The organism is Idiomarina sp. MD25a (assembly GCF_001870515.1).
Taxonomy (GTDB): Bacteria; Pseudomonadota; Gammaproteobacteria; order Enterobacterales; family Alteromonadaceae; genus Idiomarina.
Window position 1 is genome coordinate 355,086 of record NZ_MDGT01000002.1, and the last position, 12,870, is coordinate 367,955.

11 protein-coding genes are annotated in these 12,870 nt (G+C 47.7%); 9 read left to right on the plus strand and 2 right to left on the minus strand.

What is annotated here, in order from left to right; translation table 11 throughout:
- From lpxK to kdsB, 3 genes are read left to right on the plus strand one after another with little or no spacing between them, the layout of a single operon-like run.
- Complete coding sequence (lpxK, locus tag BFR57_RS02945; protein WP_071462557.1) at positions 1-981, plus strand: tetraacyldisaccharide 4'-kinase; 981 nt, start codon at positions 1-3, stop codon at positions 979-981.
- A gap of 9 nt (positions 982-990) precedes the next feature.
- Positions 991-1,188 carry a Trm112 family protein gene (locus BFR57_RS02950; RefSeq protein ID WP_071462558.1) on the plus strand — a complete coding sequence of 66 codons (198 nt, stop codon included), beginning with the start codon at positions 991-993 and terminating at the stop codon, positions 1,186-1,188.
- Positions 1,185-1,943 carry a 3-deoxy-manno-octulosonate cytidylyltransferase gene (kdsB, locus tag BFR57_RS02955; protein WP_071462559.1) on the plus strand — a complete coding sequence of 253 codons (759 nt, stop codon included), beginning with the start codon at positions 1,185-1,187 and terminating at the stop codon, positions 1,941-1,943. The genes BFR57_RS02950 and kdsB overlap by 4 nt, the downstream gene beginning before the upstream one ends.
- A gap of 18 nt (positions 1,944-1,961) precedes the next feature.
- Here kdsB and BFR57_RS02960 read toward each other — a convergent pair whose 3' ends face one another.
- Positions 1,962-3,308 (minus strand): KamA family radical SAM protein, encoded by a 1,347-nt coding sequence (locus BFR57_RS02960; RefSeq protein ID WP_071462560.1) that lies wholly within the window; start codon positions 3,306-3,308, stop codon positions 1,962-1,964.
- Positions 3,309-3,555: 247 nt separating this feature from the next.
- A complete protein-coding gene (gene gltA / locus BFR57_RS02965) occupies positions 3,556-4,836 on the minus strand; it encodes a citrate synthase (protein WP_071462561.1) in 1,281 nt (426 codons plus the stop codon).
- Positions 4,837-5,151: 315 nt separating this feature from the next.
- Here gltA and sdhC point away from each other — a divergent pair, with 315 nt between their 5' ends.
- From sdhC to odhB, 6 genes are all read left to right on the plus strand, one after another.
- Positions 5,152-5,526: a succinate dehydrogenase, cytochrome b556 subunit gene (gene sdhC / locus BFR57_RS02970; protein WP_071462782.1), complete on the plus strand. Its 375-nt coding sequence runs from the start codon at positions 5,152-5,154 to the stop codon at positions 5,524-5,526.
- Positions 5,520-5,867, plus strand: coding sequence for a succinate dehydrogenase, hydrophobic membrane anchor protein (gene sdhD / locus BFR57_RS02975; RefSeq protein ID WP_006955522.1), 348 nt, complete (start codon positions 5,520-5,522; stop codon positions 5,865-5,867). Before sdhC ends, sdhD begins: the two co-directional genes overlap by 7 nt.
- The gene (sdhA, locus tag BFR57_RS02980; RefSeq protein WP_071462562.1) at positions 5,868-7,634 is read left to right on the plus strand and encodes a succinate dehydrogenase flavoprotein subunit; all 1,767 of its coding nucleotides are present in this window, start codon (positions 5,868-5,870) and stop codon (positions 7,632-7,634) included.
- 15 nt (positions 7,635-7,649) lie between these two features.
- Positions 7,650-8,363, plus strand: a complete 714-nt coding sequence (locus BFR57_RS02985) for a succinate dehydrogenase iron-sulfur subunit (protein ID WP_006955520.1) — start codon at positions 7,650-7,652, stop codon at positions 8,361-8,363.
- Between the two features lie 108 nt (positions 8,364-8,471).
- Positions 8,472-11,276, plus strand: a complete 2,805-nt coding sequence (locus BFR57_RS02990; RefSeq protein ID WP_006955519.1) for a 2-oxoglutarate dehydrogenase E1 component — start codon at positions 8,472-8,474, stop codon at positions 11,274-11,276.
- A 13-nt stretch (positions 11,277-11,289) separates the two neighbouring features.
- On the plus strand, positions 11,290-12,843 hold the full coding sequence (gene odhB / locus BFR57_RS02995) for a 2-oxoglutarate dehydrogenase complex dihydrolipoyllysine-residue succinyltransferase (RefSeq protein WP_071462563.1): 1,554 nt from the start codon (positions 11,290-11,292) through the stop codon (positions 12,841-12,843).
- Positions 12,844-12,870 lie beyond the last annotated feature (27 nt).

The following is a 12,870-nucleotide window of genomic DNA, read 5'->3' on the forward strand; positions in this document are numbered from 1 at the left end:
ATGTGGCTGGAGAGGCAGTGGTATCGTAAGCGTTTGCATCCACTGCTGTACCTGCTGACCCCCTTATCACTCCTATTTTGGTTATTGACTAATCTGCGACGGTCGTTGTACCGCTTTGGTATTTTAAAAATATATCAAGCACCTGTACCTGTACTTGTAGTTGGCAATATCAGTGTGGGTGGCACGGGTAAAACGCCTACGGTTATTGCTTTAGTTGAGTTGCTTAAGTCAGAGGGTTACACGCCTGGTATTGTGAGTCGTGGCTACGGTGCTAACGCGCAATACCCGCACGTAGTGACCACGGATGACAGCCCAGAGCTCGCTGGCGATGAACCACTCATGATTCGACAGATAGCCGACGTCCCTGTGGTGATTAGTCCCAAACGTGCTGATGCGGTTAGGCAGTTAGTTGCCGAGCATCCGGATGTTGATTTCGTGATAAGTGACGATGGTATGCAGCACTACGCGCTGGGTAGAGATTTGGAATTAATTTTAGTCGATGCTGAGCGTGGCTTGGGTAACGGTTGGCTATTACCTGCTGGTCCCCTGCGAGAAGGGCCTTGGCGGTTGCGCGGTGCGCGTTGGGTCATTTCACTTTATGCGCAACATCCATTTGCACATTATGTCGGCGAGGTTAAAGCACAGCCGTGGCGCCGCGTAATCGATGATGAAGAAGTTGAGCTACCCGAACGCACGGCCTTTCATGCGGTTGCTGGAATTGGTAACCCGGAGCGCTTTTTTACCAGTCTTCAGCATCAGCATATCAAGCTTGAGAGTACTCAAGCGTTTCCCGATCATTATCGATTTACTGCCGATGACTTACGACAGTACCAAAATAAAACATTGCTGATGACACAAAAAGATGCGGCGAAGTGTCGTGGCATAGCCGCCGATAATTGGTACTATCAACCGATATCTGCACACTTTCCTGAGAAATTTAATGCTGACTTGCTCGAGGCGATTCGGCATATCCATAAATGAGGTTTAACTGTGAGTTTTGATACAGGTTTACTGAATATAATAGCTTGTCCGAGTTGTAAAGGGCGATTAGTTTGGCATGAAGCTAAGCAGTGGCTGGTTTGCCGCGGCGAGCAATTAGCGTTTGAACTCGAAGAGGGAATTCCCGTATTAATGAGTGAAAAGGCCAAGTCATTAAATTCAGAAGAAATGGAACAGGTACCTTTATGAGTTTTACCGTCATTATTCCAGCACGCTACCCGTCAAGCCGCTTGCCAGGCAAACCGTTAGCGGATATCGGCGGCAAGCCGATGATCCAACACGTATACGAACGTGCGTTACAAAGCGGTGCTGCGGAAGTGATTATTGCAACAGATGACCAGCGAATCGCTGACGTGGTTGAGCGTTTTGGTGGACGCAGTATGCTCACTGCCAGTGATCACCAATCGGGTACTGAACGTCTTGCCGAAGTTGTCGAACAACTAGCGCTTTCAGAAGATCAAGTCGTGGTTAACGTACAAGGTGATGAGCCTTTTATTCCGCCTGAAATTATCCGGCAGGTGGCTGATAACTTGGCGAATCAACGTGTTGCACCGATGGCGACATTAGCGGTGCCGATGGCGACCACCGATGAAGTGTTCAACCCGAATGCAGTAAAAGTGGTGTGTGACTCGGCAGGGTACGCGCTTTATTTCAGTCGAGCGCCTATTCCGTATAACCGTGACCAATTTAAGTCATTGAACGACCAGCAGCCTGAACAGGTCGATGGTTACATGCGACATATCGGCATTTATGCCTATCGTGCGGACTTTATTAAACGCTATGTGGCTTGGAATGAGAGCCCGCTTGAGCGTATAGAGTCATTGGAGCAGTTGCGCGTGCTATGGCATGGCGAGAAAATTCACGTCGCTGAGGCAATTATGCCACCCGCCGCTGGAATTGATACGCCAGAGGACTTAGAGCAAGCCCGCCAGCGTATAAAATAAAGCGCGTAGCAGCGATGGTTAGTCCATCGCTGCCATTTGTGCATACTCATCTTCGAAAAAGAACTTGTCCTCACCAAAGGCCGGTTTCAATTGATGTAACCAAGTTGCGTCTGGGTCATATTTTGCAAAGAATGGACGTTGTACCCAGTCCGGATTACGGCCTTGAATGAAGCGCAACGCGAACACTTTCTCGCCCGCCACCTCAGTGACACCTTGTACCTCAACTTTACCAGGACCTGCACTCATCGACGGACCTCGAACCGTGCGCGCAATACCCGATACTTGTTGATAAGCTTGTTGGAATACTTCCCATGTACGCTCAAGTGGCACTTCAAAGTAACGTTTAGCCCCCGTGTCACGCTCGACAAACATGTAGTAGGGGATCATACCGAGCTGCACTTCGCGCTCCCACATATCCGCCCATACTATAGGGTCGTCATTAATGTGGCGTAATAAAGGCGCCTGACAGCGGATCTGTGCGCCTGTGGCGCGTAAACGACGAATTGCTTCTTCGCAGACTTCGGTGCGTAATTCGTTGTGATGGTTCAAATGCGCCATGATGGAGACGTGTTTACCGCCACGTACAAGCCTTTCAAGCAAACGCATTAATTCGTCTGCATCAGGGTCAGTAATAAAGCGATAAGGCCAAAATGTTAGCGCTTTGGTGCCAATACGGATCGTTTTAATATGGTCGAATTCAGGCTGCAGTAGCCCCTCTAAATAATGCTTCAACTTACGTGTACGCATGACCATTGGGTCACCGCCTGTAACGAGTAAGTCAGTCACTTCTTTATGCTGTGCCAGATAGCGATGTAGTTGATCGGCATCATTGGAGTTGAAGCGCGTCGCTTTACCGACAAACTGAGCCCAGCGGAAACAAAAGGTGCAATAGCTATGGCAGTACTGACCTTGAGCAGGGAAAAATAAAACCGTTTCGCGATACTTGTGCTGCATGCCTGGCAGTGGTTCGCCATCAACATGAGGTACGTTCATCTGCATTTGTCCGGCTGGATGCGGATTCATCTCTTGGCGCAACTGAGTAGCGAGGTCAAAGACTTCATTGGTCGTATGCTTGCCTGACATCAAATCAGCCATACGTTGGAATGCACTAGGATCGAGCATATCCTTTTGTGGAAAGGTGAGCTGAAACAGCGGATCGTTAGGTACGTTTTCCCAGTCGATGAGCTCATTAAAAACATACTCGTTGACTCGGAACGGCAATACGTTCGCGACCACTTTCATTTCGAATCGAATATCATCGGGTACGCGTTTAAGTGCTTCAATCTTATCCAACTGACGATGTTGGTAAACTTTGAAGCGACGCGGAGTAATTACGGGTTGCTGTACGTTAACTACTTGCTGCATAAGCCTCTCTATATGTTGTAAATGCCATTAGCGGCGCAATAGACAAAATTGCGCTGTATTATAATGAAATTACTGGTGTCTTGCACGTAAACCGCGGGATTTAATCGTATGTACTCTTAATAATATCGATTGAGGCAATCGCTTATTTGGATGTTGTGATGGGGTAGAGAGTTATTGTTACCCTTAACTCGAGCCAAAAAAAAGCGCCCCGAGGGGCGCTTTGTTTGCATATCCACTACATCACAGCTTACTTCTTGATAGGTTTGAAGTCGCGTTGTGTGTGACCAGTGTATAGTTGGCGAGGACGGCCGATTTTTTGGCTCTCTTCGCTCATCATCTCGTGCCAGTGTGATACCCAACCTACCGTACGTGATAGTGCAAAGATTACGGTAAACATGTTGGTTGGAATACCAATCGCTTTGAGTACGATGCCCGAGTAGAAATCGACGTTCGGGAACAACTTCTTCTCTACAAAGTAGTCGTCTTCAAGCGCGATGCGCTCAAGTTCCATCGCAACATCCAACAGTGGATCGTCACGTTTCAATTCTTTCAGTACTTCGTGACATGACTCGCGCATGACCGTTGCACGTGGGTCCATGTTCTTATAAACACGGTGACCAAAGCCCATAAGACGGAACGGGTCGTTCTTGTCTTTTGCTTTTTCAATGTATTTAGGAATGTTTTCTACTGAACCAATTTCAGCCAACATACGCAAACACGCTTCGTTCGCGCCACCGTGTGCAGGACCCCATAGCGATGCAACACCTGACGCGATACATGCGTATGGGTTAGCACCTGAAGAGCCCGCTAAACGAACAGTCGACGTTGAAGCGTTTTGTTCGTGGTCGGCGTGAAGGATAAAGATACGGTCCATTGCTTTTGCAACAGCAGGACTGATTTCATAATCCTCTGCAGGTACAGAAAACATCATGTTCAGGAAGTTTTCGGCATAGCCTAAGTCGTTGCGTGGGTAAACGAACGGTTGACCAATGCTGAACTTATATGCCATCGCTGCGATTGTTGGGATCTTCGCGATCAAGCGGTAGGCGCTACGCAAGCGCTGATCCGCGTCATGAATGTCCAAATCATCATGGTAGAACGAAGACAATGCGCCTGTCACCGCGCACAACATTGCCATTGGATGCGCGTCGCGACGGAAGCCATTAAAGAAATTATGCAAGCCCTGGTGCACCATCGTATGTTTTGTGATGGTCTTACGGAAATCTTGGTATTGCTTTTCGTCAGGCGCTTCGCCATGAAGCAACATGTAGCAGACTTCTAGATAATCCGCTTGTGTGGCGAGATCGCCAATCGGGTATCCGCGGTGCAATAAGACACCGTTTTCACCGTCAATATACGTGATTTTAGACTCACATGAGCCGGTCGCTAAAAATCCTGGGTCAAAGGTGAAATATCCGTGTTTGCCTAAGCTGCGAACGTCAACGACATCCTTACCAGCTGAAGGGGATAAAACGGGTAACTCAATTGACTGTCCATCGATCTGTAAAGTGGCTTTACGATCAGCCATAAGGACTTCTCCTTGCATCTACTTTTTAAAAAGTGCGCTAATTTAACTCGAAATGCGTGCCAAATGTCAATTTTTGTAAAGGACTTGGCTACGACTACCCGATCATTATACGTGCATAAAGTGAATACAGGATTACATTTTTATGCGAGATACAACTTTAGTCTTAATCCAAATTCTTTCGATGTCCGTTATAGGCATTGGACATTGTAATTCAATGCTATGGTCGATATACTCACATACGTCGAGGTGGCATTAATTAACAGTGCTCCGGGCATTCTTTACATTTCTTGGTGCTTTATTGAAAGGCAATCTATCGTGAAAAAAGAAAGACCTGTAAACTTAGACTTATCTACCATTCAGTTTCCTGCCGCTGCCAAAGCATCTATCCTGCATCGGGTTTCCGGTGTCGTTATGCTTGTGTCACTGGCCTTCTTGATTTGGGCGTTCGCAACGTCTCTCAGTGGTCCTGAGGGGTTTGCTCAAGTAGAAAGCATAATGACTAGCTTTATCGCGAAGTTCATTGGCTGGGGTATTTTGACAGCGTTAGGATTCCACTTAATCATTGGTATTCGTCACTTGATCATGGATATGGGCTTCTGGGAAGAGCTTGATTCAGGCCGCGCCAGTGCCACTGCATCCATCGTGATTTCGATTATCGTGTCAGTTTTAGTAGGGGTGTGGTTATGGTAAGAGAAGCTGGAACCTTTGGACGTAGCGGCCCGCATGACTTCATTTTGTTGCGTGCTTCAGCAGTCGTTATGTTGCTATATGTCTTGTTCATGGTGGGCTTCTTTGCGTCAACAGCGGACGTAACCTACGCCAACTGGACGGGCTTATTTTCGAATTTGTGGATGAAAGTGTTCACGTTGTTAGCGCTTACCGGCGTGTTAGTACACGGCTGGATTGGTATCTGGCAAGTACTTACGGACTATGTTAAAGCCTCGGGTGTACGCGCTTTTATTCAGTTCGTATTCAGCGTTGGGCTCATCATCGTTTGGCTCACTGGCTTGTTTGTACTGTGGGGTGTTTAAGTGAACGTAAAAACTTTAGAATTTGATGCCGTTGTAATCGGCGCGGGCGGCGCAGGCATGCGTGCTGCGTTGCAAATTTCCCAAGAAGGTATGAGCTGTGCGTTGATGTCCAAAGTGTTTCCAACGCGTTCTCACACTGTTTCTGCGCAGGGTGGTATCACCGTTGCGCTGGGTAACGCCCACGAAGACGATTGGCAATGGCATATGTTTGATACCGTCAAAGGGTCAGACTATATCGGCGACCAAGACGCAATTGAGTACATGTGTAAGAGCGGTCCAGAAGCGATCTTAGAGCTCGAAAACATGGGCTTGCCATTCTCTCGTTTTGAAAATGGTAAAGTGTATCAGCGTCCTTTCGGTGGCCAATCAAAAGAATTTGGCGGCGAGCAAGCGGCGCGCACAGCGGCTGCTGCTGACCGCACAGGTCACGCTTTGCTACATTTACTGTACCAGCAAAACGTGAAAAACAAGACTACGGTATTCTCTGAGTGGTATGCACTCGACATCGTTAAAAACCAAGACGGCGCTGTGTGCGGTGTCACGACGATGAATATTGAGACCGGCGAAGTCTACTATGTGAAAGCTAAAGCGGTCGTATTGGCGACCGGTGGTGCAGGGCGTATTTATGCCTCTACGACCAACGCGCACATTAACACGGGCGATGGCGTAGGTATGGCATTGCGTGCCGGTGTACCTGTACAAGATATGGAAATGTGGCAGTTCCACCCAACCGGTATCGCAGGTGCAGGTTGCTTGGTAACCGAGGGTTGCCGTGGTGAAGGTGGTTACTTGCTTAACAAAGATGGCGAGCGCTTCATGGAACGCTATGCGCCAAACGCAAAAGATTTGGCATCACGTGACGTCGTTGCACGTTCAATGATGACCGAGATTCGCGAAGGTCGTGGTTGCGATGGCCCTTGGGGCACGCACTTGAAATTGAAGCTCGATCACTTGGGTAAAGAGACGCTTGAAAGCCGTCTACCGGGTGTATGCGACTTATCACGCACGTTTGCTCATGTCGATCCGGTTAAAGAACCGATTCCGGTCATCCCAACCTGTCACTATATGATGGGTGGTATTCCAACAGACGTGAACGGTCAAGTATTGGACATCGATAGCGATGGTCAATCAAAACCAGTACAAGGTCTGTTTGCTTGTGGTGAGATCGCCTGTGTATCGGTACACGGTGCAAACCGCTTAGGTGGTAACTCATTACTTGACTTGGTCGTATTCGGCCGTGCGACAGGTATGCACTTAGGTGAACACTTGGCTGCGAATGCTGAAGCACGCGAAGCGTCAAAAGACGATGTTGATGCAGCGCTAAGCCGCTTTAACCGTTGGGAAAATACCCAGAAAGGTGAAGATCCTGCGCAGATTAAGAAAGACTTGCAGCAATGCATGCAGATGAACTTCTCGGTATTCCGTGAAGGCGATGCGATGGCTGATGGTCTTAAAGAGCTGGCAGAAATCCGTGAGCGTCTGAAAAATGCACGTTTGGATGACACATCGAAAGAGTTCAACACGCAGCGTGTTGAGTGCTTGGAGCTCGATAACTTGATGGAAACAGCTTATTCTACTGCTGTGGCGGCCAACTTCCGTACGGAAAGCCGTGGTGCGCACAGTCGTGCTGACTATCCTGACCGTGATGATGATAACTGGTTAGTACACAGTGTGTACCGTCCAGAAGACGAGCAGATGGTTAAGCGTGAAGTGAATATGGCACCTAAGCTACGTGAAGCTTTCCCTCCGAAAGCACGTACTTATTAATAAGGGGTTAAAACGATGAAAACAGTTAATATTTCGATTTATCGTTACAACCCGGATGTTGATGACGCACCTTACATGAAAGACTATTCTCTTGAAATTGAAGAGAATCAGGATTTGATGGTGCTGGATCTTTTGATTAAATTGAAAGAAAAAGATCCGTCGTTAGCGTTCCGGCGCTCATGTCGTGAGGGCGTGTGTGGCTCTGACGGTTTAAACATGAACGGTAAAAATGGTTTGGCCTGTATCACGCCAATGTCATCTTTGAAAGGTGGCAAGATCGTGATTCGTCCGTTACCTGGCTTACCGGTCATCCGTGACTTGATTGTAGATATGAGTCAGTTCTACAAACAGTACGAGAAAATTAAGCCGTACCTTATCAATGATGAGAAAACGCCACCGGCGCGTGAACGTCTGCAATCGCCAGAAGAGCGTGCGAAGTTAGACGGCTTATACGAGTGCATTCTCTGTGCTTGTTGCTCAACTTCGTGCCCATCATTCTGGTGGAACCCAGATAAGTTTATCGGTCCTGCCGGTTTGTTGCATGCATACCGTTTCTTGATCGATAGTCGTGACACGGCGACTGAACAACGTCTTGATGATCTTGACGATGCCTTCAGTGTGTTCCGTTGCCACGGCATCATGAACTGTGTGAATGTTTGTCCTAAAGGGTTGAACCCAACTAAGGCAATCGGTCACATTAAATCGATGTTGCTGAGCCGTGCAGTTTAATTGCAGCGCCTTAGCAAGAAATCGTTATAATTGATGCTGAAGATGGCCATCCGGCTCACGGATGGCTATTTCTTATAGTTTGAACAAATTGAGTGTGAAGGATACGCAATGCAAGAGGGTGTAATGCGTGAATGGCTAGAATCATCGCATCTAGCCGGAGGCAATATCGCTTATATCGAACAAATGTTCGAAGCTTACCTCGATGATCCTACTGCAGTGAGTGATGAGTGGCGAAATATGTTCGACTCATTGCCAACCAATGACCATGCAGTAGATGCTAAATTAAGTGACGTACGGGAACAGTTTCGTACGCTTGCGAAGAATAAACTCAAGCAAGCTGGCGGTCAGTCGTCAGTAGCGGATCAGAAACAAGTACGCGTTTTACAGCTCATTAATGCATACCGTTTTCGTGGTCATCAACACGCTAACCTCGATCCTCTTGGCTTGTGGAAACAAGAAGAGGTACCCGACCTTTCACTTGCTTTTCATGATTTAACTAAAGACGATTTGGACCGTGAGTTCAACGTTGGTTCGCTAGCCGTTGGCAGCGAAACGATGAAACTCAAGGATATTCACAAAGCGTTAGAAGATATTTATTGTGGCCCGATTGGTGCAGAATATATGCACATCGTGTCGACAGAGGAAAAACGTTGGATTCAGCAGCGCTTAGAAGGTGTTCGCGGTAAGCCAAGCTTTGATAAAGAGCAGCAGACCGGCATCTTACGTGAACTGACTGCTGCCGACGGTTTAGAAAAATACCTAGGCTCTAAGTTTCCAGGGGCTAAGCGTTTCTCACTCGAAGGTGGCGATAGCTTAGTTCCACTATTGAAGTCATTGATTCGTCGCTCAGGCGAGCAGGGCACGCAAGAAGTCGTTATTGGCATGGCCCACCGAGGTCGTCTAAACGTGTTAGTCAATGTACTCGGTAAAAAGCCACAAGATTTATTTGATGAGTTTGCCGGCAAACATGCGGCAAACAAAGGTTCAGGTGACGTTAAATACCACATGGGCTTCTCGTCAGATTTTGCAACGCCCGGCGGCGATGTTCATTTGGCGCTAGCCTTTAACCCATCACACTTAGAAATCGTTAATCCAGTGGTTATGGGCTCGGTGCGCGCGCGCATGGATCGTCTACAAGATCCTAAAGGCGATAAAGTATTGCCGATAACCATTCATGGGGATGCGGCAATCGCTGGTCAAGGTATCGTACAAGAGACATTTAACATGTCTAAAACGCGTGCTTATCAGGTAGGCGGCTCGGTACGTGTCGTGGTGAATAACCAAGTTGGCTTTACCACATCTAAGCAAGAAGACGCGCGTTCAACTCAGTACTGTACTGATATTGCGAAGATGGTTCAGGCACCGATTTTCCATGTTAATGCTGATGACCCTGAAGCTGTGGTCTTTGTAACGCAATTGGCATTGGATTTCCGCAATACCTTTAAACGTGACGTTGTAATTGATTTGGTATGTTACCGCCGCCACGGTCACAACGAAGCAGACGAGCCAAGTGCTACACAGCCACTGATGTATGCGAAAGTGAAAAAGCACCCAGTGCCGCGTGAAATCTACGCAGAGCGTTTGTCAAAGGCTAACGTGGTTAGTGAAGACGACGCTAAACAATGGGTACAAGACTACCGTGATGCCTTAGATAAGGGTGAGGTCGTCGTCGAAGAACACCGTCCGATGCGTAAGCATTCGGTCGATTGGAGCCCGTACGTGGGCAACGATTGGGACGTCGACTATGACTATAAAGTGTCAAAATCGACGCTTGCGACATTGGGTGAGAAGATTGCTCAGTATCCAGAAGAACATAAGCTGAACTCTCGCGTTGCTAAGGTCTATCAAGAACGCATGAAAATGGCTAAAGGCGATAAGCCGATGGACTGGGGTTTTGCAGAAACCTTAGCTTATGCCACCTTGTTGGATAAAGGTATCCATATCCGTTTGACCGGTCAGGACTCGGGTCGTGGTACGTTCTTCCATCGTCATGCCGTGTTGCACAACCAAAAAGATGCATCGACTTACATGCCATTGAATCACATTAAAGATGATCAAGGTGTGGTAGAGATCTACGATTCGGTCTTATCGGAAGCGGCGGTAGTTGCGTTCGAATATGGTTATGCGACCGCTGAGCCCAAGTCATTGGTCATGTGGGAAGCTCAATTTGGTGACTTTGCCAACGGTGCTCAAGTCGTGGTTGACCAGTTCTTAAGCTCCGGTGAGCAGAAGTGGGGCCGTTTATGTGGTTTGACTTTGTTGCTGCCGCACGGCTACGAAGGACAAGGTCCAGAACACTCTTCTGCACGCCTTGAACGTTTCTTGCAGCTATCAGCTGATCATAACTGGTCAGTTTGTGTGCCTACGACACCTGCGCAAGTGTTCCATATGATTCGTCGTCAGCAATTGCGTCCGGTGCGCCGTCCGCTTGTGGTGATGACACCTAAATCGTTATTACGTCACCCATTAGCTATCTCTGAAATGAGTGACTTAGAGAATACTGGCTTCCAAAATGCCATCGCTGAAATTGATGACTTGGATCCGAAAAAAGTAAAACGCGTGGTCTTGTGTTCAGGTAAAGTTTACTATGATCTGTTACAAGAACGCCGTAAACGCGAACAAGATGATGTGGCTATTATCCGTATCGAACAGCTTTATCCGTTCCCTGCGGAAGAAGTCGCAGAGATTATGAAAGATTATCAGCACGTCAAAGATTTTGTTTGGTGTCAGGAAGAGCCCCAGAACCAAGGTGCTTGGTACAGTAGCCAACATAACTTCTGGGCGGCTATTCCATCAGGTGCTCAATTAACCTATCGAGGCAGAGCCGCATCAGCTGCTCCGGCAGTCGGTTATTTATCTGAGCACAATAAACAGCAACAAAAACTCGTTGACGAAGCGCTAACCATTAAATAGGTGAAGATGAACCATGGCGATTGATATTAAAGTTCCTCAATTACCCGAATCTGTTGCCGATGCCACCATCGCAACTTGGCACGTAAAACCAGGTGACAAAGTGTCGCGTGACCAGAATCTGGTTGACATCGAAACCGATAAGGTAGTGCTCGAAGTTGTCGCTGAAGCCGATGGCGTCATTGGCGAAATCATTGCTGACGAAGGCACCACGGTGACTGCTGAAGAAGTGATTGGCAAAATCGAAGAAGGCGCGGGTGACGACAGCAACGACGAGAGCGATAGCAAAGATTCGGCTAAAGAAGATAAGAATGAAGAAAGTTCGTCAAAAGACGACAATGCTTCTGAAAAATCAGGCTCGGGCGAAAAAATTGAAGTCAAAGTACCGCAGTTACCTGAATCTGTCTCTGATGCAACCATTGCAACTTGGCATGTGAAAGCAGGCGACGCTGTTAAGCGCGACCAAAACCTTGTCGATATTGAAACTGACAAAGTGGTTCTTGAAGTTGTCGCGCCAGCAGATGGTGTCTTAGCTGAAATCACGCAAGACGAAGGCGCCACTGTGGGTGCTGATGATGTGATTGGCACGGTTGAAGCGGGCGCTGCTGCATCAGGCTCTGCTGATAAATCCTCAGCGAAGTCTGAAGACACTTCAACGGAGCAGAAAGATGAAGGCGACAGCGAAGTTGCGGGCCCAGCCGTACGTCGTTTGTTAGGCGAGCACGGCTTGAAACCGAGTGACGTAAAAGGCACCGGTAAAGGTGGTCGTGTGACCAAAGAAGATGTTGAGAAACACGTTAAAGGTCAGCAGTCTAAGTCAAGCTCTAGCAGCAACCAGAGTGCGTCTCAGCAGCCGCAAGCGGCGGGTGACCGTGACCAAAAACGTGTGCCGATGACGCGTTTGCGTAAACGTATCGCGGAGCGTTTATTACAAGCTAAGAACGATACGGCAATGTTGACGACGTTTAACGAAATCAACATGAAGCCGATTATGGACCTTCGTAAGAAGTACAAAGATGTGTTTGAAGAAACACACGGTACACGCTTAGGTTTCATGGGCTTTTACGTTAAAGCGGTCACAGAAGCATTAAAACGCTTCCCTGATGTCAACGCATCGATTGACGGTGATGATATCGTTTATCACAACTTCTTCGATGTAAGCATCGCGGTTTCAACACCACGTGGGTTGGTAACGCCTGTGTTACGTGATACCGACAAAATGTCTATCGCAGACATGGAAAACGGTATTCGTGATTTGGCTATCAAAGGACGTGATGGAAAACTCACATTGGAAGAAATGCAGGGCGGAAACTTCACGATCACCAATGGTGGTGTGTTTGGTTCACTGCTTTCAACTCCTATTTTGAACCCACCACAAAGCGCGATTTTGGGTATGCACAAAATCCAAGAACGCCCCATGGTGGTGGATGGTAAAATTGAGATATTGCCAATGATGTATTTGGCACTGTCTTATGACCACCGTATTATCGACGGCAAACAATCGGTTGGCTTCTTAGTCACGGTTAAAGAGCTGTTGGAAGATCCTCAACGTCTTATCCTGGATATCTAAAGACGCTGAGCACTCAGCCGTAAGTTG

Bases quoted from the DNA above. Each gene is read 5' to 3' on its own strand.
- lpxK (WP_071462557.1), top strand. From the start codon at position 1: ATGTGGCTGGAGAGGCAGTGGTATCGTAAGCGTTTGCATCCACTGCTG.
- kdsB (WP_071462559.1), top strand. From the start codon at position 1,185: ATGAGTTTTACCGTCATTATTCCAGCACGCTACCCGTCAAGCCGCTTG.
- BFR57_RS02960 (WP_071462560.1), bottom strand. From the start codon at position 3,308: ATGCAGCAAGTAGTTAACGTACAGCAACCCGTAATTACTCCGCGTCGC.
- gltA (WP_071462561.1), bottom strand. From the start codon at position 4,836: ATGGCTGATCGTAAAGCCACTTTACAGATCGATGGACAGTCAATTGAG.
- sdhD (WP_006955522.1), top strand. From the start codon at position 5,520: ATGGTAAGAGAAGCTGGAACCTTTGGACGTAGCGGCCCGCATGACTTC.
- BFR57_RS02985 (WP_006955520.1), top strand. From the start codon at position 7,650: ATGAAAACAGTTAATATTTCGATTTATCGTTACAACCCGGATGTTGAT.
- BFR57_RS02990 (WP_006955519.1), top strand. From the start codon at position 8,472: ATGCAAGAGGGTGTAATGCGTGAATGGCTAGAATCATCGCATCTAGCC.
- odhB (WP_071462563.1), top strand. From the start codon at position 11,290: ATGGCGATTGATATTAAAGTTCCTCAATTACCCGAATCTGTTGCCGAT.